18 protein-coding genes are annotated in these 21,086 nt (G+C 69.4%); 10 read left to right on the top strand and 8 right to left on the bottom strand.

What is annotated here, in order from left to right:
* Window positions 1-58 precede the first annotated feature (58 nt).
* Window positions 59-1,219 carry a low temperature requirement protein A gene (locus HDA44_RS31515; protein WP_202887669.1) on the top strand — a complete coding sequence of 387 codons (1,161 nt, stop codon included), beginning with the start codon at window positions 59-61 and terminating at the stop codon, window positions 1,217-1,219.
* On the opposite strand, the gene murQ is transcribed toward HDA44_RS31515, so the two are convergent.
* The 7 genes from murQ to coaA all read right to left on the bottom strand — a co-directional run bounded on the left by murQ (window position 1,206) and on the right by coaA (window position 10,419).
* A complete protein-coding gene (gene murQ / locus HDA44_RS31520; RefSeq protein WP_184840670.1) occupies window positions 1,206-2,108 on the bottom strand; it encodes an N-acetylmuramic acid 6-phosphate etherase in 903 nt (300 codons plus the stop codon). The genes HDA44_RS31515 and murQ overlap by 14 nt on opposite strands.
* A 66-nt stretch (window positions 2,109-2,174) precedes the next feature.
* Window positions 2,175-3,062, bottom strand: coding sequence for a MurR/RpiR family transcriptional regulator (locus HDA44_RS31525; RefSeq protein WP_184840672.1), 888 nt, complete (start codon window positions 3,060-3,062; stop codon window positions 2,175-2,177).
* Between the two features lie 36 nt (window positions 3,063-3,098).
* Window positions 3,099-4,775 carry a serine hydrolase domain-containing protein gene (locus HDA44_RS31530; protein WP_238352593.1) on the bottom strand — a complete coding sequence of 559 codons (1,677 nt, stop codon included), beginning with the start codon at window positions 4,773-4,775 and terminating at the stop codon, window positions 3,099-3,101.
* 44 nt (window positions 4,776-4,819) lie between these two features.
* Window positions 4,820-6,094 carry an exo-beta-N-acetylmuramidase NamZ family protein gene (locus HDA44_RS31535; RefSeq protein WP_184840676.1) on the bottom strand — a complete coding sequence of 425 codons (1,275 nt, stop codon included), beginning with the start codon at window positions 6,092-6,094 and terminating at the stop codon, window positions 4,820-4,822.
* A 9-nt stretch (window positions 6,095-6,103) separates the two neighbouring features.
* A complete protein-coding gene (locus HDA44_RS31540; protein WP_184840678.1) occupies window positions 6,104-8,668 on the bottom strand; it encodes a glycoside hydrolase family 3 N-terminal domain-containing protein in 2,565 nt (854 codons plus the stop codon).
* A gap of 103 nt (window positions 8,669-8,771) precedes the next feature.
* Entirely contained in the window at window positions 8,772-9,308 is a 537-nt protein-coding gene (locus HDA44_RS31545) for a 4'-phosphopantetheinyl transferase superfamily protein (RefSeq protein WP_184840680.1), read from the bottom strand.
* A 157-nt stretch (window positions 9,309-9,465) separates the two neighbouring features.
* A complete protein-coding gene (gene coaA / locus HDA44_RS31550) occupies window positions 9,466-10,419 on the bottom strand; it encodes a type I pantothenate kinase (RefSeq protein WP_184840683.1) in 954 nt (317 codons plus the stop codon).
* 122 nt (window positions 10,420-10,541) lie between these two features.
* Between coaA and HDA44_RS31555 the strand changes: the two genes are divergently transcribed.
* The 4 genes from HDA44_RS31555 to HDA44_RS31570 all read left to right on the top strand — a co-directional run bounded on the left by HDA44_RS31555 (window position 10,542) and on the right by HDA44_RS31570 (window position 15,315).
* Window positions 10,542-12,374: an alpha-glucuronidase gene (locus tag HDA44_RS31555; RefSeq protein WP_184840685.1), complete on the top strand. Its 1,833-nt coding sequence runs from the start codon at window positions 10,542-10,544 to the stop codon at window positions 12,372-12,374.
* 57 nt (window positions 12,375-12,431) lie between these two features.
* Window positions 12,432-13,436 carry a LacI family DNA-binding transcriptional regulator gene (locus tag HDA44_RS31560; RefSeq protein ID WP_337906640.1) on the top strand — a complete coding sequence of 335 codons (1,005 nt, stop codon included), beginning with the start codon at window positions 12,432-12,434 and terminating at the stop codon, window positions 13,434-13,436.
* A 92-nt stretch (window positions 13,437-13,528) separates the two neighbouring features.
* Complete coding sequence (locus HDA44_RS31565; protein WP_184840687.1) at window positions 13,529-13,879, top strand: holo-ACP synthase; 351 nt, start codon at window positions 13,529-13,531, stop codon at window positions 13,877-13,879.
* 2 nt (window positions 13,880-13,881) lie between these two features.
* The gene (locus HDA44_RS31570; RefSeq protein WP_184840689.1) at window positions 13,882-15,315 is read left to right on the top strand and encodes an NAD(P)H-hydrate dehydratase; all 1,434 of its coding nucleotides are present in this window, start codon (window positions 13,882-13,884) and stop codon (window positions 15,313-15,315) included.
* On the opposite strand, the gene HDA44_RS31575 is transcribed toward HDA44_RS31570, so the two are convergent.
* Window positions 15,316-16,158: an META domain-containing protein gene (locus HDA44_RS31575; protein WP_337906644.1), complete on the bottom strand. Its 843-nt coding sequence runs from the start codon at window positions 16,156-16,158 to the stop codon at window positions 15,316-15,318.
* A 60-nt stretch (window positions 16,159-16,218) separates the two neighbouring features.
* Here HDA44_RS31575 and HDA44_RS37715 point away from each other — a divergent pair, with 60 nt between their 5' ends.
* From HDA44_RS37715 to tsaE, 5 genes are read left to right on the top strand one after another with little or no spacing between them, the layout of a single operon-like run.
* Window positions 16,219-17,049 carry a GH12 family glycosyl hydrolase domain-containing protein gene (locus tag HDA44_RS37715; RefSeq protein ID WP_184840691.1) on the top strand — a complete coding sequence of 277 codons (831 nt, stop codon included), beginning with the start codon at window positions 16,219-16,221 and terminating at the stop codon, window positions 17,047-17,049.
* A 30-nt stretch (window positions 17,050-17,079) separates the two neighbouring features.
* Window positions 17,080-17,712, top strand: a complete 633-nt coding sequence (locus HDA44_RS31585; protein ID WP_184844603.1) for an HAD family hydrolase — start codon at window positions 17,080-17,082, stop codon at window positions 17,710-17,712.
* A gap of 15 nt (window positions 17,713-17,727) precedes the next feature.
* On the top strand, window positions 17,728-19,041 hold the full coding sequence (gene alr, locus HDA44_RS31590; protein WP_184840693.1) for an alanine racemase: 1,314 nt from the start codon (window positions 17,728-17,730) through the stop codon (window positions 19,039-19,041).
* Between the two features lie 6 nt (window positions 19,042-19,047).
* Window positions 19,048-20,163 (top strand): alpha/beta fold hydrolase, encoded by a 1,116-nt coding sequence (locus HDA44_RS31595; protein WP_184840695.1) that lies wholly within the window; start codon window positions 19,048-19,050, stop codon window positions 20,161-20,163.
* Window positions 20,160-21,086, top strand: coding sequence for a tRNA (adenosine(37)-N6)-threonylcarbamoyltransferase complex ATPase subunit type 1 TsaE (gene tsaE / locus HDA44_RS31600; protein ID WP_184840697.1), 927 nt, complete (start codon window positions 20,160-20,162; stop codon window positions 21,084-21,086). Before HDA44_RS31595 ends, tsaE begins: the two co-directional genes overlap by 4 nt.

Genomic DNA, 21,086 nt, shown 5'->3' on the forward strand with positions numbered 1-21,086 from the left:
GGGGTGTCAGGCTCCCCAAACCGGTTTGGGGGGCTTGGGTGCGTTTAGCCTGGCGGGCATGAGTGAAGCGATGACGCGGGCCCGGTTGGTGCCGATGCGGCCTAGAGATCCGGGGGAGCCTGGGCGGGTGGCGTCGTCGCTGGAGCTGTTCTTCGACCTGGTGTTCGTGGTCGCGGTCAGTGTGGCTGCTTCCCAGTTGCATCACGCGTTGTCGGAGCAGCACGTCGGCAGTGGGTTGCTGTCGTTCGCGATGGTGTTCTTCGCGATCTGGTGGGCGTGGATGAACTTCACCTGGTTCGCCACCTCGTTCGCCACCGACGACTGGCTGTACCGGTTGCTCACGATCGTGCAGATGAGCGGCGTACTGGTGCTGGCCGCCGGGATCGAGCGGGTGTTCACCGAGAAGGACTTCAGGGTCGTCGTCCTCGCGTACGTGGTGATGCGGGTGGCGATGATCGCGCAGTGGCTGCGGGCCTCGCGCTCGGCGGGTGAGAGCCGGCGCGCGACGCTGCTCTACGCCGGTGGGATCGCGTTCGTGCAGGTGCTCTGGCTGGTGTTCCTGGTGCTGCCGGAATCGATCCAGCTCGCCGCCTGGGTGGTGTTCGTGGTCGTCGAGATCTCCGTACCGGTGGTGGCCGAGCGGCGCGGGACGACGCCGTGGCATCCGCATCACATCACCGAGCGGTACAGCCTGTTCACGCTGATCCTGCTCGGCGAGAGCCTGCTCGCGTCCGCGAACGCGATCATCGAGGCAGTCCACGACCACGAGGCGCTCGGTCCGCTGATTTCGCTGTCCGTACTGACGCTGGTGGTCACCGCCGCGCTCTGGTGGATCTACTTCTGGCCGCCGCACCACACCGCGATCACGTCGTTCGGGCGGTCGCTGCGGTACGGGTACGTGCACTACTTCGTGTTCGCCGCGGCCGGTGCGTTCTCCGCCGGTATCGAGGTCGAGATCGACGTGATCACCCATCACACCGAGCTGAGCGAGATCGCGGCGTCGTACACCGTGACCGTACCGATCGCGATCTTCGTCCTCGGCATCTGGTGGATCGCCCTCCGGGACAACGCCGACCGCGTGGTGAACCTGGTCGTCCCGCTCGGCGCCGTCCTGGTCCTGCTGGACCCGCTGATCCCGGTCCCGTTCGCACTAACCGCAGTGTTCATGGCACTGGTGGTCGCGACCCTGGTGGTGCGACCGCCTGTCAGCCAGGAGTAGTTGCCGAGCCCAGCTCGGCGAGGGCAGTGGCTACGCGGCCGTGGGCGGCCTCCAGCGCGGCCTGGGCGGCCGGGATGGGGGCACCGGTGAGCAGGTGCACCAAAGCCGGCTTGAGCTCGCCGTCGGCCGCGGCCAGCGCGGTCTCGCAGGCGGTCTCGTCGGCGCCGGTGGCCTCGCCGAGGATGCGCAGCATCCGGCCGCGGAGCTTCTTGTTGGTGGCGACCAGGTCGACCATCAGGTTCGACCAGGTGCGGCCGAGTTTGATCATCAGCGTGGTTGAGAACGCGTTCAGAATCATCTTCTGCGCGCTGCCGGCCTTCAGCCGGGTGGAGCCCGCGATCACCTCGGGGCCGGTGTCCGCCGCGACCACGATGTCGGCCAGCGGCGCCAGCGGGGCGTCCGGGTTCGACGTCACCAGTACGGTGGTCGCGCCGGCCGCGCGGGCGGCCTTCAGCGCGCCGGCCACGTACGGCGTGCTCCCGGAAGCAGCGAGGCCGACGACGAGGTCCTGAGCGGTGACGGCGGCCGCGTCCAGGGCGCCACCGTCCTCGGAGTCCTCGACGTTCTCGACCGCGCGGAGCAGGGCCTCCATGCCGCCGGCGTGGTGGGCGACCACCAGCCCGTCCGGCACGTGGAAGGTCGGCAGCAGCTCGGCGGCGTCCAGCACCGCCAGCCGGCCGGACGTCCCGGCGCCGAAGTAGTGCACCCGGCCGCCGCCACGGATCGCCTCGACGGCAGCGTCCACGGCCTTCGTCAGCTCCGGGATGACGGTCGCGACGGCGCCGGCGACCCGGGCGTCCTCGTTGTTGACCAGATGGAGGATTTCGGACGTGCCCACCGCGTCGATGGCGAGCGTCCTCGGGTTGCGCTGCTCAGTCGGTGAGGTCACGGGGATGATGTTAGTTTCCTACCGAAGCTTTTTCAATTCTGTTCATCCTTGACGAAGTAGCTGACGTCACTCGGATCCTTTGAGCCGGTGCCCACGTACCGCACTCGCAGTCTCCTCGAGCGCCTTCCGGGCGTCCGGCAGCACCTGCTGAGCGACTCCGATGAACAGGCAGTCGATCACCGTCAGTTGCGCGATCCGGCTCGCCATCGCCCCGGACCGGTACGTCGTCTCCCGGGCCGCGGTGGTCAGCACCAGGTCGGCCGTCCGGGCCAGCGGGGAGCGGGGAAAGTTTGTCACCGCGACGGTGGTGGCGCCGTGCTTGGCGGCCTCCTCGAGCGCCTCGACCACCTCGACCGTGGTCCCGGTGTGCGAGATCCCGATCGCGACGTCGCCCTCGCCGAGCAGCGCCGCGCTGGTCAGGGCGATGTGTACGTCCGACCAGGCGAACGCGACCCGGCGAATCCGGTGCAGCTTCTGCTGCAGGTCGAGCGCGACGAACGCGCTGGCCGCGAAGCCGTACAGGTCGACCCGGGGCGCCTTGGCGACCGCGTCCACCACCTTGGCCAGGGTGTCCACGTCGACCTGCTGGGCGGTCTCCCGGACCGCCCGCTCGTCGGCGAACGCGACCTTGCTGACCACGTCGGCCAGCGAGTCCCCGGGCTCGATGTCACCGCCCACCTCGGGGTGCGCGCTCTCCTGCGCCGACTGGGCCGCCAGCTGCAGGCGGAGCTGCGGATAGCCGGGGACACCGATCTGCTTGCAGAACCGGATGACCGTGGTCTCCGAGGTGGATGCCACCTCGGCCAGTTCGGAGATCGTCATCGCCGCCACTCCGCCCGGGTCCGCGAGGACCGCGTTCGCCACCCGCTGCTCGGCCGGCGCCAGCGCGGGCATCACCGCGCGGACCCGGACCAGCAGCGGCCCCGTGGGTTCTGGAGAGGTCGTTGAATTCATGACAGCCACGGTACGGCGCCTATGCACGAGATGGGATCACCGACGCGAAAGTCTCCAACCCGATGCGGTAAATGACTCCGGCGAGCGTTCGCCGTCGAGGAGTACACCGCCCCGGCTGGTGATCTTGACGCCGTCCACGTACACGCCGCGGCCCTGGTACTGCGGATCGGTCGTGTACCGCCAGCGGATGGTCTGCTCGCCCGCGCCCAGTTCGGCGCTGACCTGATGCCAGCGCCGGTCGCCGGAGCCGCTGATCGAGCCGTCGGTGTCGATCACCGAACCCCGGTCCAGTACGGAGAACGGCACCTTCGTCCAGGTCGTGCCGTCGCTGGACGTCTCCAGGTACAGCAGATCCGTGTCCTCGGTGTCGATGAACAGGTCGAACGCCAGCTTCGCGCCGGTCGGCGGAACGGCGATCCTGGTGGCCAAGGTGGTGGTCGCGTTGTCGGCCGTACCGGAGAACCAGGCGTCCTTTCCGTGCCGTGGGCCGACGCCGAGGGCCAGCGCGAGGCCTTGCGCGACGGCCCGGCGGGCGGGGCTGTTGCTGCCCCAGTCGCGGCTCGGGTGGACCCGGTTGCTGAGCAGGATCGCGAACGACCGCGAGTCGAAGTCGATCACCAGCGACGTCCCCGTGTACCCGGTGTGGCCGGCGGTGCGCGGACCGGAGAGCCCGCCCATGTACCAGCGCTGGTTCAGCTCGAAGCCGAGCCCGTGGTCGTTGCCGGGGAAGCTCTGGTTGAAGTTCGTGATCATCGCGGTGACCGAGGATTCCTTCAGGATCCGCGCGCCGCGGTAGCTGCCGCCGTTCAGGAGTGCCTGCGCCAGTACGGCCATGTCGTCCGCCGTACTGAAAACGCCCGCGTGCCCGGCCACGCCGCCCAGGGACCAGGCGTTCTCGTCGTGCACCGAACCCCAGACCATGCCGCGTGGCGGGGACGACTGGTACTCGGTCGCGGCGATCCGTGGCTTCTTCTTCGCGTCCGGGTTGTAGCCGGTGTCGCGCATCTGCAGCGGCTTGGTGATCCCGTCGGCGACCAGCTTGTCCAGCGTCTTCCCGGTCACCCGATGGGCCAGCTCGCCGAGGGCGATCAGGTTCAGGTCGCTGTACAGGTACTTCGTCCCCGGTGGGTCCTGCAGTTTCGCGGTCAGGGCGAGCTGCAGCCGCTCCTCCGGCGTCTTCCCGCTGCTCCACAAGGGCAACCAGGACGGGAATCCGCTGGTGTGCGTGAGTGCCTGCAGTACGCTGACGTGCTCCTTGCCGTTCTGCGCGAACTCGGGGACGTACGTGGCGATCGGCGCGTCCAGGTCGACCTTGCCCTTCTCGACCAGCTGCATCACGACGATCGACGTGAACAGCTTGGAAACCGAGGCCATGTCGAAGATCGTGTCGGTACGCATCGGGAGCTGTTGGTCCGGCGGCAGCTCGGTGCCCTGGCCGTCGGCGTACTTCACCGCCAGCCCGGTGGCCGTCCGGGTGACGATCTTCCCGTTGTGGCCGAGCAGCGTGACCGCGCCCGCGTACATCGGTTTCGCTGTCCCGATCGGCTTGGTCCAGGCGGCCACCTGGGCCAGCGCGGCGTCGATCGGCGCCGGATCGAGACCGGCCTGGGCAGGGGTGGCGTCGCGCAGCAGCGTGGTCTTCGGCGCGTAGCCGTCGTGCGGCCGGTCGAACCGGCCGGAATCGTTGCTGCCAGCAACTGCAGGGGTTGCCATCGTGAGTATCACCGCAGAGACACTAGTCATTGTGGCCCACCGCTTCATCGGTGCGCTCCCTTGTACAGAAGGTACTTCGCCCGCCGAGCGGTCCACGCCTCGGTCTCGGGCCGCCAGGCCGCGACGATCTGGTCGGCGGTCGCGCCGGCGAGCAGCATGGTCCGGAATCGGTCCGATCCGGTCAGCAGGTCGATCCATCGGCCGGGTGGGGTCTCCGCCCGCCAGGTGAACTCCGGGTAGAGCTTACGGGCCTCGACGATCAGGTGCGTCGCGGCCGTGATCGCCTCCGCCTTGCCCGGGTCGGTGATCTGTACCTGCAGACCACCGCACAGTACGTTCGCGTTCTTGCTGATCGTCGGCGTGAAGTACGCCTCCCGGAACGCGACGCCGGGGATGTTCTTGGTCTGCAGCGCCTGCGCCCAGCGGTAGTCGACGTACGGCGCGCCGATCAGCTCGAACGGCCGCGTCGTGCCGCGCCCCTCGGACATGTCGGTCGCCTCGAACAGACACAGACCCGGGTACAGCAGGGCAGTGTCCGGCGTGGGCATGTTCGGACTTGGCATCACCCACGTCAGGCCGGTCGCGTCGTACAGCTGGTCGCGCTTCCAGTTCGAGACCTGGATGACGGTGAGGTCCTTCAGCCGGCCGCCGTTCGGTTCCAGCGGGAGGTACTCGGCGTCGAACATCCGGGCCAGCTCGCCCACCGTCATCCCGTGCTGCTGGAGGATCTCCTTCTTGCCGACGCCGGAGGTGTACCCGGGTTTGAGCATCGGCCCGCGGGCGTACCCGCCGACCGGGTTCGGCCGGTCCAGGACGACGAACCGCGCGCCGGTCCGGACCGCCGCGAGCATGGCCTCGAACATGGTCCAGATGTACGTGTAGAACCGCGCGCCGACGTCCTGGATGTCGAACACCACGGTTTCCACGCCGGACTTCGCGTACAGCGTGGCGAGCTTGTCCGCGTTCGCGCCGTACGCGTCGTACACCATGATGCCGGTCCGTGGGTCGACGTGATCGCCCTCCGAACCGCCCGCCTGCGCACTGCCGCGGAAGCCGTGTTCGGGGCCGAAGACCGCGACGATGTCGACCTTCCCGGACGCGTGCATGGTGTCCACGACGTGCGTGTAGTCGGGCAGGATGCCGGTCGGGTTGCTGATCACGCCGACCTTCTGGCCGGCCAGCGCGCGCCAGCCGCTCCTCGCGAGCACCTCGGCGCCGGTCATCACCTTGCGGTGCGTCCCGGCCGAGGCGGTGGGTACGTCGATCAGCGGGGCGGCGGCGACCGCGCCGGCGCCCGCGAGCAGACTGCGTCGTTTCATCAGGTCTCCTCAGGAACGGAACGTCAGGTCGGCAACGATCGGTCGGTGGTCACTCGGCGCCTGCGCGACCGGGACCTCCGCGGGCACCTCGGCCCGCCGCACCCGCAGCCCGGCGCCGACGGTGACGAAGTCGATCCGCTTGTTCGCGGCGACCGCCGGACAGGTGTACGGACCGCCGGTCGTCTTCCCGGCGGCGGTCCACGAATCGGTCAGCCGGGTCCACAAGCCGGCCAGCTCCGGCGCCGTGGCCTCGGCGTTGAAGTCGCCGACGAGTACCTGCAGATCCCCGCGCCGGTCCTGCGCCAGAATCCGCGTCGTGTCCGCGACCTGCATCCTGCGTACGGTCGGGTCGCCGCGGTAGTCCAGGTGCGTGCAGTACGCATGCAGCCGGCGCCCGCGTACGTCGACCTCCGCCTCCAGGAAACCGGGCGCCGGCGCGGGCACCGGATTCGGGTCCTGGGTGGACAGCCTGGTGATCGAGTGGTTCTCGCCGCGCACGATCGGGAACCGGGACAGCAGGCCGACGCCGTACTGCCGCCGTGGCTGACCCGTCGCGGGCGGATCGAAGTCGTAGATCGGGGCGAACGCCGAGTACATGCCGAGTTTTCCGGCCAGCTCGGCAATCGTGTCCAGCCACTGGCTGCGGGCGTCCCAGTGGACGTCGACCTCCTGCAAACCGATCAGGTCCGCGTCCAGCGCCTTCAGTGCCTGCGCGGTCCGGTCCAGGTCGAACACGTTGTCCGTACCGGCACCGGCGTGAATGTTGTACGAGGCAACGGTCAGCCGGGTGTCGCGCGGATCGAAGGTGAGCCCGTGACCGAACGGATGCAGCACCGGCGCCGGATCCGTGCCGTTCGGTCGTGCCGGGATCTCGACCGGGAGCTTGCCCGTCGGCGCGATCTCGCCGTACAGCACCTTGGCCAGCGCCTCCATCGACACGGCCGTGTTCCCGTACGTGACCAGGGTGGTCGCGGCAGGCTGGAAGTACGCGACGTCGTACGGGTCGCGGACCGGGATCACGATCACCGGGCGTCCGGTGGACAGCAGGCCGTTGACCAGCTTCTGCTGCTTGGCCAGCTTGTCAGTGACCTCGGTGTCCCACGCTTTGTTGGTCAGCACAATGGTCAGATCGGCCGCGCCGGTGGCCGCCAGCGCGTCGGCGATCTTCGCGTCGGTCGGCGTGGTGCCGGTGTCCTTGACGACGGTCGTTGCGCCGCGGCGCTGCAGCGCGGTCGCGAGCGTCGTGGGGGAGAAGCCGGTGACCAGGATCTTCCGCGGCGCCGGTGATAGCGGGAAGAGGTCGGCGTCGTTGCGCAGCAGCGTCGTACTGTGGTCGGCGATCCGCTGCGCCTCGGCGTAGCTCGCCGGAGTACCGATCAGTTTCGCGACCCGGGTCAGGTCGACGTACGGGCGATCCACCAGGCCGTTCCCGCGCTTCAGCGTGAGGATGCGGGTGACGCTCTCGTCGATCCGGGTCTCGCTGATCCGGCCACCACGAACCGCGGCCAGCACCGAGTTGTACGCCAGACCGGGATCGACCGGCATCAGCAACTGGTCGACGCCGGCCTCGATCGCCCGGAGCGGGATCTCCGCGTCGCCGTACTTGTCCCGGACGCCCTGCATCGCGAGCGAGTCGGTGATCACCACCCCGTCGAAACGGAGCTGTTCGCGCAGGATTCCGGTCAGGATCGGCCGGCTCAAGGTGGCCGGGTCGCCGGACGGGTCGAGTGCCTTGACCACGATGTGCGCGGTCATGATCGACTGGATGCCGGCCCGGATCGCCGCCTGGAACGGTGGCAGGTCGAACTCGGTCCACTCCGCCAGCGTGTGGTGGATCTCCGGGATGCCGACGTGGCTGTCGGTGTCGGTGTCGCCGTGACCGGGGAAGTGCTTCGCGGTGGCGACGATCCGGCCGTCCCGCTGGTACCCCTTCACCTGGGCGGCGACCAGCTGCGAGACCAGCGTGGGGTCGGACGAGATCGAGCGGACGCCGATCACCGGGTTCAGCGGGTTCAGGTTGACGTCGGCGTCCGGCGCGAAGTCGGTGGTGATGCCGATCGCCTTCAGCTCACGTCCGGCGATCGCGCCGGCCTTGCGCGCGTACGCGGCCGAGCGGGTCGCGCCGAGCGGCATCCCGCCGGGGAACTGGGTCACGGGCGGCCCGACCCGGACGACGGTGCCGTACTCCTGGTCGGTGCTGATCTGCAGCGGGACGCCGCCGTTCGCGATCGCGGCGGCCTGCAGGCCGTTCGACAGCTGGGCGATCTGCCGCGGGTCCTTCACCGAATCGGTCCAGGTGAAGTAGATGACGCCGCCGAGGTGGTACTTCGCGACCACTTCGGCCGGCGTGGCGACGCCGAACAGCTTGGTGTTGCGGGCGTCGGCGGTATCGGCGGCAGCGCCGTACGCGTAACAGACGAACAGCTGGCCGACCTTCTGCTCCAGCGTCATCCGGCGCAGCGTGTCGTGGACCCAGCGGTCCGGGCGGGCATCGGCGGCGAGGGGGCCGGCGACCGTCGAACCCGCGACGGTGGCCGCCGCCAGTCCGAGGGTTTGGCGTCGGGTCAGTTCCATCGGTGTCACCAACTCAGTCCGGGCGGGCAGGGGCGAGCGGCAAAGTAACTGAATTACAGATACTCCCCAACGACGCGAAAGTTACCCACACGGGCACGGTGGGTCAAGAGTCGGTGACGCGGGGTTCGATGATGGCAGATCGCGGTGCGGCGACCGCCAGCACGGCGTGTTCGTGCGGCAGATAGCTGAGCCGGAGACCGGGCGCGGACTCGACCGGTCCGGCGTCGAGCGGCATTTCCCGGCGCAGGCCCGCGTGGTGAAGGCCGAGACCGAGCGCCTTGCCGACGGCTTCCTTCGCCGTCCACAGGCGCAGAAAAGCAATCAGCTGATCAGGCTGGGCGCGCAGCCAGTCGCGTTCTTGTGGGGTGTACCAACGATCGACCAGCGGCTGGAAATCGCGCGGCCGGAGCTCCTCCAGATCCACGCCGAGCGGGCCGTCGGACGACGCGGCCACCACCACCCATTGCTGCGTGTAGCTGAGACTGACCGCGAGCCCCGCGATCCGCGGCCGGCCGGTTTCGTCGTGGGTGAGTGCCGGGCGGTCGACCAGGGTTCCCGCGAGTTTCAGCAGCAGCTTGTGAGCCGTCGCGCGCGGCCGCGCCCCCGCGGACGCCAACCACACCTGCACTGGACTACCCACCGACCGACCGTACCCGACCGAGGCGCCTTGTCGACAAAGATCCACCAGCCAGGTCACTTTGAGAAGCCACCGTGCATTCTTTGGCCCGACGAATGCGCGGTGGCTTCCCAAGGTGGGGTCGCCGTACGGACGCGGCGGTCGTTGTCGCGGCGGCTGGTCAGAGTTTGCGCAGTCTGACCCAGCGCACGGCGTGGTCGGCGCCCTTGCGGAGGACCAGCGTGGCGCGGGAGCGGGTCGGGAGGATGTTCTCGCGCAGGTTGGGGCCGTTGATGCCGTCCCAGAGCGACTCGGCCTTCTTCACTGCCTCGTCGCGGCTCAGCTCGCCGTAGCGGACGAAGTACGACTCGGGGTTGCGGAAGGCGGTCTCCCACAGTTTGAGGAAGCGTGCCACGTACCAGGAGCGGATGTCGGCGGCGGCCGCGTCGACGTACACCGAGAAGTCGAAGAAGTCGCTGACCGCCAGACCGCTTTTGCCGTCCGCGTGCCGGGGGGCCGGCTGCAGGACGTTCAGGCCCTCCAGGAGCAGGATGTCGGGCTGTTCGACAGTGGTCCGGACGCCGGGCATCCGGTCGTAGTGCAGGTGCGAGTACACCGGCGCCTCGACCGCGTCGATCCCGGACTTCACCTCGACCACGAAACGCAGCAGTGCCTTCCGGTCGTACGACTCCGGGAAGCCCTTGCGCTGCATCAGGCTGCGGCGCTCGAGCTCGGCGTTCGGCCAGAGGAACCCGTCGGTGGTGACCAGCGCGACCCGCGGGTGCTCGGGCCAGCGGGCCAGCAGCTCGCGCAGCAGCCGGGCGGTGGTCGACTTGCCGACGGCAACCGAACCGCCGATGCCGATCACGAACGGGGTCCGGGTCGCGGCCGGTTTGCCGAGGAAGCTCTCGGTGTCGGCGTGCAGCGCGCGGGCGTGCCGGACGTACAAGGACAGGATCCGGGACAGCGGCAGGTACACCTCGCGGACCTCGTCCATGTCGATCTCGTCGCCGAGACCACGCAGCCGCTCCACCTCGTCCGCCGTCAGCGGCGAGACGGTGGTCTCGGCCAGCTGGGCCCAGGTGGCCCGGTCGAGCTCGGTGTAGGGAGTCACCTCCCGCGACGGCTGCAGCATGTGGCCCATTCTTCCCATCGGTGCCGGATGCACCCACCCCCGGTCGGCGTGGGCTTCGTCTCAACCCTGGCACACCCACCGAAACTTTCGCTGACCGGTTCATATGCGAAGATCACCGCCCGATGACCGTAGATACCGCCTGGCTGGGTACTCAGCGGCTGCCCGAGGTGACCGTGCATGCGTCCGGGGTGCTGGCCCAGACGATCCGGGCCGAGGTCCGACGGACGCACCGGCTCCGCACCGACGCGCACCTGTCCGTCTGCACGCTTGCCCGGGTCCGGGAGACGCCGCTCTGGCAGGAGGTCGAGGCCGCGGTCCCCGAGCACGGTCTGGGGGTCGAGGGGTTCGTGGTGGTGCGACGAGGCAACGATCTGGTCGTCGCCGCCGAGGACGGGCACGGGTTGCTGTACGGCTACTTCTACCTGCTCCGGTACTTCGAGTGGATGACCGGCGACTTCACCGTCGTCGAGCAGCCGGCGGTACCGATCCGGATGCTCGACCACTGGGATCAGCTCTCCGGCACGGTCGAGCGCGGGTACGCGGGTGGATCGATCTTCTTCCGCGACGGCCGCGTGGTCGAGGACCTGACCCGGGTCCGGGCGTACGCGCGGTTGCTGGCGTCGGTCGGTATCAACGCGGTCGCGTTCGCCAACGCCGAACTGCCGGACGTCGCGCGGCTGGCCGGCGTTTTCCGTGAGTACGGGATCGCGGTCAGCCTGGCCGTGGATTTCACCGACGATCCGCGGGACGAGCGGGTCGCGCGCTGGTGGTCCGCGACGGTCGCGCGGTGGTACGAGGTGGTCCCGGATCTCGGTGGCCTGGTCGTCCGGGCGGGCCGCGATGCCGACGGCGCGAACGTGCTGGCGCGGGCGGTGGCGCCGTACGGCGGGACGGTGTTCTGGCGGTGCGCCGGGACCGGGCCGGCGCCGGACTGGCGGGATCGGCGATCCGACCAGGCCCGGGCCGCGTACGACCAGTTCATCCCGCTGGACGGCCGGTTCGAGGAGAACGTCGTACTTCAGGTGAAGCACGGTCCGCTCGACTTCCAGGTACGCGAGGCCGTGTCGCCCCTGCTCGGGGAACTGCAGGAAACGCCGCTGGCGCTGGAGTTGCAGGTCACGCAGGAGTACTCCGGGCAGCAACTGGACCTGTGCTACCTCGGGCCGTGGTGGCGGGAGATCCTGCAGTTCGACACGACCGGTGACAGCGGCGCGACCGTTGCCGACCGCATCGGTGCAATCGTTGCCGTGTCCAACGTTGGTGATGCCGACAACTGGACCGGGCACAAGTTTGCGCAGAGCAACCTTTACGCGTACGGGCGGCTGGCGTGGGAGCCCGCGGCCGATCCGGTGAGTCTGGTGCACGAATGGGCGGCGGCCACCTTCGCGCTGGACGACTGGACCCGGAGTGAACTCGTCACGATCATGGCCGGGTCCTGGCGTACGTACGAGCGGTACACCGCCCCGCTCGGAGCCGGTTTCATGGTGACGCCGTCGACGCACTACGGGCCGAGCATGACCGGGTACGAGTACTCCGGGCGTGGGCACTTCGCGGACCGCGACGGCGTCGGCGTGGACCGAACCGTCAAGACCGGCTCCGGCTTCACCGGGCAGTATCCGGAACCACTCGCGAGCCTGTACGAGGACCTGTACACCTGCCCCGAAGAGCTGTTGCTGTTCTTCCATCACGTTGCCTACGGCCACGTACTGCGCAGCGGTGTGACTGTGCTGCAGCACATCTACGACGTGCACTTCCAGGGGTACGCCGAAGTGGAGGCGATGGTCGCGCAGTGGCAGGCGATCGCCGCCCGCTTCGAGCCGGCGGTCCAGGAGAACGTCACGTCCAGATTCGACGCCCAACTCGCCAACGCCCGCGAGTGGCGCGACCAGGTGAACACCTTCTTCCACCGCCTCAGCGGCATCCCGGACGCCCACGGCCGCGTAATTCACCGCTGAGCACCCCGCCACCGCGCTAGTCTGGGTCGAAAGTTTCGACCAGCCGGGGAGGGTGGCGTGACTGAGCGGCCGACGATTGCGAAGATCGCCGAGCAGGCCGGGGTGTCCGTACCGACGGTTTCCAAGGTGCTGAACGGGCGGTCCGACGTGGCCGAGGCGACCCGGGCGCGGATCGAGAGCCTGATCCAGGAGCACGGCTACCGGCGGCGCGGCGCGGGTACGCCGGCCAGTCCGATGATCGACCTGGTGTTCAACCTGCTCGGCGGCGAATGGGCGATGGAACTCATCCGCGGCGTCGAGGAAGTCGCCCGGGCCGAGGGCGTCGAGGTGGTGCTGTCCGAGTGCGGCGGCGCACTGCGCCCACGGCAGCAGTGGATCGAGTCGGTACTGAACCGCCGCCCGCTCGGCGTGATCATGGTCTTCTCCGACCTGGACGCCGATCAGCGCGCCCAGCTGGAAGCGCGCCGGATCCCGTTCGTGGTCGTCGATCCGGTCGGTGACGTCGGCGACGACGTACCGTCGATCGGCTCGGCGAACTGGAACGGCGGCCGGATGGCGACCGCCCATCTCCGCGGCCTCGGCCACACCCGGATCGGGATGATCAGCGGCCCCGTCAGCACGTTGTGCTCGCGGCAGCGCATCGACGGGTACACGGACGCCCTGCGATCCACCGGCGTCGAGCCGGACCCCGCGCTGATCCGATCCGCCGATTTCGAGGTCGGCGGCGCGTACCGCGAGGCGCTTGTGCTGTTGTCCGTCGCCGACCGGCCGACCGCGATCTTCGCCGGCAGCGACATGCAGGCCCTCGGCGTCTACCAGGCCGCCCGCGAGCTCGGTCTGGACATCCCGCGCGACCTCTCGGTGGTCGGGTACGACGACCTGCCGCTCGCGCAATGGGTGACGCCCGCTCTGACCACCGTCCACCAGCCGCTGCAACAAATGGCCGAGCTGGCCACCCGCGTCCTCCTCGACCTCGCCCGCGGCGTCACCCCGCCCGCGCTCCGCCTCGACCTCGCCGTCGACATGCGCGTACGCCGCTCCACCAGCAACCCTCCACTCTGACGGGCATCCCCTCAACCACAGGGTTGCCCCCTGGAAATTCGAGGGGGCAACCCTCCGGCTCAGGGGATGAGGCTGCGGATATGGTGGGGCGCATGATCGTCGGCGTGGGGATTGATGTGGTCGACGTGGATCGGTTCGCGCGTACGTTGGAGCGGACGCCGGGGTTGCGGGAGCGGGTGTTCACGCCGGTCGAGGCGGTGAAACCGCCGGCCTCGCTGGCGGCCCGGTTCGCGGCCAAGGAGGCGCTGGCGAAGGCGCTCGGCGCGCCGGCCGGGATGCACTGGCACGACGCCGAGGTGCAGACCGACGAGACCGGCCGGCCGTGGCTGGAGATCACCGGCACCGTCGCGGCCCAGGCGGCCAAACTCGGCGTCCAGAGTCTGCATCTTTCGCTGAGTCACGACGCCGGGATCGCTTCCGCGGTGGTCGTCCTGGAGGGTTGAGCATGCGGCACGCGTACACCGTCGAGCAGGTCCGGTCCGCCGAGGCCGCGCTGATGGCGAAACTTCCTCCGGGTACGTTGATGCAGCGCGCAGCCACCGGCCTGGCAGTTGCCGTCAGCAACTTCCTCGGCCGGACGTACGGCGCGAACATCGTGCTGCTGATCGGCTCCGGCGACAACGGCGGCGACGCACTGTACGCGGGCGCGCGCCTGGCCCGTCGGGGCGCTCGGGTGACCGCGATCCTGCTGTCGGAAAAGGTCCATGCCGCCGGGCTCGAGGCGTTCCGGCTCGCCGGTGGCCGGGTTGACACCAGCGATGCCCTCGCCGGTGGCCGGGTTGGTGCGAGCGACGACCTCGCGGATGCGGACGTGGTCCTGGACGGGATCGTCGGCATCGGTGGGCGACCGGGCCTTCGGCCGGACGCGGAGGCGCTGGTTCGACGCGTCGAGCAGCACGGCGTACCGATCGTGGCCGTCGACGTGCCGTCGGGCGTCGACGTCGACACCGGCGAAACACCCGAATCGCATCTGAACGCGGCGCTCACCGTCACCTTCGGTACGCACAAGATCTGTCATCTCGTCGATCCGGCCGCGACCGCCTGTGGTCCGGTCCATCTCGTCGACATCGGCCTCGACCTACCGCCTGCCGAAGTGCAGTCGCTGCAGGCGGATGACGTACGCGCGCTCTATCCGGTGCCGCACGGTGAGTCGGACAAGTACTCCCGCGGCGTGCTCGGGTTGATGGTCGGCTCGCCGCAGTATCCGGGTGCCGCGGTGATGGCGACCGCCGGCGCCTTGGCCGGTCCGGTCGGCATGGTTCGGTACGTCGGCTCGTCGTCGGTCGGGCAGGCGGTGCTCGCCGAGTACCCCGAGGTGGTCGTCGGCGAGGGTCGCGTGCAGGCGTGGGCCGTTGGTTCCGGTATTTCCACCAGCGGGGTGGATCGCGATCGGTTCACTCGGCTGATCCAGCAGGACGACGTACCGGTGATCGTGGACGCCGGGGCGATCGGCGCGTTGGGTACGAAGCACTCGGCGCGCCTCGTGATCACGCCGCATGCGGGTGAGCTCGGCCAGTTGCTCGGCGTACCGCGCGCGGAGATCGAAGCCGGCCGGTTGCACTATGCGCGGACCGCTGCCGAGGAACGCCAGCTGACCGTGCTGCTGAAGGGCGCGACCACGGTCGTCGCGTCCCCCGACGGCACGACGTACGTGAACCCGATCGCCACGCCCTGGCTGGCCACCGCGGGTTCCGGCGACGTACTGGCGGGGCTGCTCGGCGCGTTCCTCGCCTCCGGGCTGGATGAGGCTCGCGCTGCTGCCTTGGCCGCGTACCTGCATGCTGCCGCCGGCACGCTCGCCTCCGCCGCCGGCCCGATCACCGCGATGTCGATCGCCCACGCCCTCCCAGCAGCCACCCGGCACCTCCTCAGCTCCTGACTACGGCGCCGTCAGGTCCAAGCCTCCTGCGGTGTTGCGCAGTTGCAGCGTCTTGCCGTCGACCTTGTACGTGACCTGCCCCTTGAGGCCGTTCAGCACCGTGGACTCGATCTTCCCGGCATCGCCCGGACACGCGCGGCGGGTGGTGGCGAGATCCCCGAAGGTCAGCGTTCCGGTGCCCCGCGCGACCATGCCCTGAAAGCTGTTGCAACCGGTCGATCCGGTCACGCGTTCGCCGTTCACCGTCAGCCAGACCTTGTCGAATCCGGCGCCGTGCGAGGCGGTCTCGCCGGTCACCACCGTGGCCAGCGTCCACCTCGTACCGTCCAGAGCCGGCGCGGGCTCGGCGATCTTGCGATCGGTCAGCGAGATCGTCGTACTGCCCGAGGTGAGTTCGAGTTTGCTGCCGTCGAGCTTCCAGGACGGTTTCGCCTGCAGGATGTTGCCGAGCCACGAGTCCTGGCCCTGCTGCGGGCCTGGGCAGCCCATCGCGGTCGACGACAGCTCGCCGTCGAGCGTGATCCGGCCGTCGGTCGTCGACACCTTCGACTGCATCGAGTTACAGCCGGCATCGGCGATCAGCCGGCCGTCCGCGGTGAACTGAAGCCGGACCTGGGTCCGCGGCGCCAGCGGGCGCGGCTTGCCGTTCTCGGTGACCGCGGTGGACAGGTAGGTGTTGCCGATCAACGATCCGGTCTTGCCAGGGCCGGGTTGTCCGGTCTGGTTCGTCTGCTTGGGCAGATCACTGGGCTGATCTCCGGGACCGGTCGCGGATTCGGTCCCGCAAGCAGTCAGAGTCAGCAGCAGGCCGGCTCCGGCGAGGGCGATCATCGGTTTGTTCACACCCTGAGGACGCTGCCGGAGGTCCTCGCGTTGCAGCTGTGGGCTCCGTAATATCGGGATGTGGCCATTCGGAGCCGTTACCTCGTACCGACGGTCGTCCTGGCCGCCGCCGCGCTGGTCGTCACGCCGATCGTCGTCCGCGCGAACAAGGACACCCCGGTCTCGACCGCCAACGCCGCCACCAACCCGCCGGCACCTAGTACACGACCGGTGCCTAGTACGCCGGCTGTCACCAAGTCCTGTACCAAACCCGACTGGGTCACCACCGCCACCGACAACGTGGGCGAGGGGCGTACGTACGGGCAGTACTACCTGCACAACAACATGTGGAACAACCACAACGGTACGTACACGATGTCGGTGTGTGACTACGACAACTGGTACGAGGACGTCACGCAGCCGAAGCCGGACGACCTCGGCGTACAGGCGTACCCGAACGTGCACAAGGACTACGACGACACCCCGTTGGCGAAGATCCGGTCGGCGGACTTCGGTGCGACCGCGCCGAACTGCGACGGCTGCATCTACAACGTGGCGTTCGACATCTGGATCAACGAAGGCTTCGAGAACGAGCTGATGATCTGGACCCAGAACTCCAACCAGACCCCGGCCGGCTCGAACCTCGGCGTCACCACGATCGGCGGACAGCAGTACGAGGTGTGGAAAACCGACGGCGCGAATACGCCCGGCGGGATCTTCACCTACAAGTCGGTGCATCCTCAGACCGCCGGCACGATGCCGCTTCAGGAGTTCTTCAAGGATCTGGAAGCCCGGAAGTGGATCCCGGCGAAGTCCACCACCTGGCAGGTCGACTTCGGCGTCGAGGTCGTCTCCACCGGCAACACCAGACAACGCTTCACCTTCACCGACTTCGCCATCCACGAGCGCTGACCGCCGCATAGGGTGCGGGGTGTGATCGGGATGGTGATTTTCGACAACGACGGGGTGCTGGTGGACTCCGAGCGGCTGGCGAACGGGATCTTGGCGGAGCTGCTGACCGAGGCCGGGTTGCCGTACACGTTCGAGGAGACCGTGCGGGACTTCATGGGTGGGTCGATGGCCTCGATGCGCCGGCACGCCGAGGCGCGGCTCGGGCGGGCGTTGCCGGCGGATCTCGAGGATCGGTACCACCAGCGGTTGTTCGACGGGTTCGCGCATTTGCAGGCGATCGACGGGGTCGAGGGCGTACTCGATCACCTCGACGCCGAAGGCATCACCTACTGTCTCGCGTCGTCGGGTACGCACCGGCGGATCCGGACCGCGCTGACCGCGGTCGGGTTCCTGGATCGGTTCGAAGGGCGGATCTTCAGCGCCGAGGACGTCGCGCACGGCAAACCCGCGCCGGACCTGTTCCTGCACGCGGCCGCGACGATGGGCGTGAAGCCGGCCGGCTGCCTGGTGATCGAGGACAGCCCGCTCGGCGTCGCCGCGGCGGTCGCGGCCGAGATGGAGGTCTTCGGGTACGCGGGGATGACGGACCCGGCGAAACTTTCCGATGCGGACAAGATTTTCCACCACATGGGCGCCCTCGCCGAGCTGATCGACCGCGCCTGAGACACTGTCAGGACCATGTCTAGTCCTCAGTCTTCCCCGGTCCGGGCCGAGGCGGTCGTCGATCTGGCCGCGATCCGCCACAACGTCGCCACGCTGCGTGCCCGCGCCGAGGGCGCCCAGCTGATGACCGTGGTGAAGGCCGACGGGTACGGGCACGGGATGGTGCCGGTCGCCCGCGCCGCCCGCGAAGCCGGGGCGGACTGGATCGGCGCGGCCGTGCTGGAGGAGGCGCTCGGGCTGCGCGCGGCCGGTGACACCGGGCCGATCTTCTGCTGGCTGACCACGCCCGGTGAGCCGCTCGCCGACGCGATCGAGGCCGGTATCGACCTGTCCGCGGGCGCGCCGTGGGAGATCGACGAGCTGGCGGCCGCCGTGACGGACCGCCCGGCGCGGGTACACCTGAAGATCGACACCGGGATGTCACGCGGTGGCGCCGTACCGGAGGAGTGGCCGGCGTTGATCCGGGCCGCGGTCCGGGAGCAGGCCGCCGGGCTGATCGAGGTCAAGGGCATCTGGTCGCACCTGGCGTCGTCGGACGAGCCGAAGAGCCCGGCGAACGAGTCCCAGCTGGCCACGTTCACCGAGGCGATCGAGGTGGCCGAGTCGTTCGGCATCGACGCCGAGTTCAAGCACCTGGCGAACTCCGGCGCCACGCTGGCACTGCCGGAGACGCACTTCAACCTGGTCCGGCCGGGCGTCGCGACGTACGGGCTGTCGCCGTTCGGGCACGCGCTCCCGTCGGCCGAGCTCGGGCTGGTTCCGGCGATGACGTTGCGGGCCCGGTTCGCGATGGTGAAGCGCGTTCCGGCCGGGGCCGGGGTCTCGTACGGGCTGACCTGGACCGCGCCGCGACCGTCGACGCTCGGCCTGGTCCCACTCGGGTACGGCGACGGTCTGCCGCGGCACGCGTCGAACGGCGCGCCGGTGCAGTCCGCCGGTGGGCGGCACGCGGTCGTCGGCCGGATCTGCATGGATCAGTGCGTGGTGAACCTGGAGGACGACGAGGCGGCCGCGGGCGACGAGGTGGTGCTGTTCGGCCCGGGTACGTCCGGCGAGCCGACCGCCGACGACTGGGCCGACGCGGCCGGGACGATCAACTACGAGATCGTCACCCGCCTGGGCGCCCGCATCCCCCGCCGGTACGTCGACGGGACGCAGTCCGTCCCCCACCCAGCCGCGCCCTCCTCCCACCCGGCCGCGCCCTCCTCCCACCCGGCCGCGCCCTCTTCGCACCCGGCCGCGCAGCCCTCCTCCCACCCCGCGGGGCAGTCGGCCTCCCACTCCGCCGGGCAGTCGGGCTCGCGCGACACTCCCTCGGTCGACGGGTAGGTCGGCGTGTCCAAAGCAGGGCGGACCGCTGGTCTGATCGGCGCCGCGGTCGGTGTGCTGGCGGCTGGAGCCGCGGCCGGTGTCGCGGTCGAGCGGCAGGTGATCGGCCGCCGGTCGGGTCAGCAGAAGCAGCTCGAGGCGGAGCCGTTCGGTTCGTTGCGCGGTACGCCGCACATCTTCACCGCCGACGACGGCGTCGAGCTGTACGTCGAGGTCGACGAACTGAAACGGTCCCGCCGCCCCGCGCCACCGAAGCGCCGCCTGGGCCGGAAGCTGCCGTTGCCGCCCGAGGACCTGACGGTGATCTTCGCCCACGGCTACGGGCTGAACATGGACGCGTGGCACTTCGAGCGCCGCGAGCTGGCCGGGATCGGCACCATGGTGTTCTACGACCACCGTTCGCACGGCTGCTCCGGCCGGTCGCCGAAGGAGCACGTCAGCATCGATCAGCTCGGCCAGGACCTGTACGGGATCATCGAGCGGTTCGCGCCGACCGGCCCGGTGATCCTGATCGGCCACTCGATGGGTGGCATGACGATCATGGCGCTGGCCGAGCAGCATCCGGAGCTGTTCGGCGATCGGGTGATCGGTGCCGGGCTGTGTTCGACCAGCGCGGGCCGGCTGGACCAGGTGCCGATCGTGTTCCCGGGGAAGCTCGGGATGCTCGCTCGCGCGCTGGCGACGCCGACGGTGTCGGTGCTGGCGCGGATCCCGGACGTGGTCGAGCGCGGCCGGAAGGCGGGTACGGACATCAGCTACTTGCTGACCCGGAAGTACTCGTTCGGTTCCGAGGTGCCGCCCGCGTTCACCGAGTTCGTGAACGAGATGATCGCGGCCACGCCGATCGAGGTGATCGCGGAGTTCTACCCGATCTTCGCGCTGCACGACAAGTACGAGGCGCTGGAGCCGCTGCAGAAGGTGGAGTGCGTGGTGATCGGCGGCGACCGGGACCACCTGACCCCGTTCAGCCACGCCGAGGAGATCGTCCGGCGGGTGCCCGGCGCGGAGCTGGTCGAGGTACGCAACTGCGGCCATCTCGGCCTGATCGAGCACCACCGTGAGTTCACCGCGGCCCTCCTTGGCATGATCGAGCGAGCCGAACAATCGCTAGGAACCACATGACCGATTTACATGTCGTCGACGCCACCGTGGAGCACGCGGATGAGATCGTCGGGGTGATTCATCACGCCTTCGCGGCCCGGCGGGTACTGGACCCGCCGTCGACCGCGTTGTCCGAGAACGCCGGTACGGTCGCCGCGGCGATCAAGGCGCACGGTGGTCTGCTGGTCCGGGTCGGTGGCGTACCTGCCGGGGCGATGCTGTTCGAGCAGATCGGTGACGTACTGAATCTGCGTCGCGTGTCGGTCGATCCGCGGTTCCAGAGTCGTGGCGTCGCGTCGGCGTTGGTGGGTTGCGCGGAAGAGGTTGCCGTACGCCGCGGACTCGCCCGGGTGAACCTGATCGCGCGGGTCGAGCTGCCGGACACCGTCGAGTTCTGGCGCCGGCGTGGGTACTCCGTCGTCGACCAGCAGGGTCAGAACCTGATCTACGCGAAGGCGATGCCGATCGAGCTGACCGTACCGACCGCCGACGACATGCAGGCGATCGGCAACGAGCTGGCCGGTCAGCTGCGCGCGGGCGACGTCCTCGTCCTGTCGGGTGATCTCGGCGCCGGCAAGACCACGTTCACGCAGGGCCTCGGCGCCGGATTGCAGGTACGCGGCGCGATCACCTCCCCGACCTTCGTGATTTCGCGGGTGCATCCGCCGCTCGGCGATGGCCCGGCGCTCGTACATGTCGACGCGTACCGGATCGGCGGGTTCGCGGAGCTGGACGACCTCGACCTGGACGCCAGCCTGGAGGACGCGGTCACGGTGGTCGAATGGGGACACGGCCTGGCCGAGGCGCTCGCCCCGGATCGGCTGGATGTCGTGGTGACCCGCGGCGACGACGACACCGACGAGACCCGCGCGCTCCGGATCATGCCGGTCGGCCCGCGCTGGGCCGCGTCCGGCGTTCGGGTGTCCGTACTGGAGAAGAGCTGA

Source organism: Kribbella solani, assembly GCF_014205295.1.
GTDB lineage: Bacteria > Actinomycetota > Actinomycetes > Propionibacteriales > Kribbellaceae > Kribbella > Kribbella solani.

Bases quoted from the DNA above. Each gene is read 5' to 3' on its own strand.
- HDA44_RS31515 (WP_202887669.1), top strand. From the start codon at position 59: ATGAGTGAAGCGATGACGCGGGCCCGGTTGGTGCCGATGCGGCCTAGA.
- HDA44_RS31525 (WP_184840672.1), bottom strand. From the start codon at position 3,062: ATGAATTCAACGACCTCTCCAGAACCCACGGGGCCGCTGCTGGTCCGG.
- HDA44_RS31530 (WP_238352593.1), bottom strand. From the start codon at position 4,775: ATGGCAACCCCTGCAGTTGCTGGCAGCAACGATTCCGGCCGGTTCGAC.
- HDA44_RS31535 (WP_184840676.1), bottom strand. From the start codon at position 6,094: ATGAAACGACGCAGTCTGCTCGCGGGCGCCGGCGCGGTCGCCGCCGCC.
- HDA44_RS31540 (WP_184840678.1), bottom strand. From the start codon at position 8,668: ATGGAACTGACCCGACGCCAAACCCTCGGACTGGCGGCGGCCACCGTC.
- coaA (WP_184840683.1), bottom strand. From the start codon at position 10,419: ATGCTGCAGCCGTCGCGGGAGGTGACTCCCTACACCGAGCTCGACCGG.
- HDA44_RS31555 (WP_184840685.1), top strand. From the start codon at position 10,542: ATGACCGTAGATACCGCCTGGCTGGGTACTCAGCGGCTGCCCGAGGTG.
- HDA44_RS31565 (WP_184840687.1), top strand. From the start codon at position 13,529: ATGATCGTCGGCGTGGGGATTGATGTGGTCGACGTGGATCGGTTCGCG.
- HDA44_RS31570 (WP_184840689.1), top strand. From the start codon at position 13,882: ATGCGGCACGCGTACACCGTCGAGCAGGTCCGGTCCGCCGAGGCCGCG.
- HDA44_RS31585 (WP_184844603.1), top strand. From the start codon at position 17,080: ATGGTGATTTTCGACAACGACGGGGTGCTGGTGGACTCCGAGCGGCTG.
- alr (WP_184840693.1), top strand. From the start codon at position 17,728: ATGTCTAGTCCTCAGTCTTCCCCGGTCCGGGCCGAGGCGGTCGTCGAT.
- tsaE (WP_184840697.1), top strand. From the start codon at position 20,160: ATGACCGATTTACATGTCGTCGACGCCACCGTGGAGCACGCGGATGAG.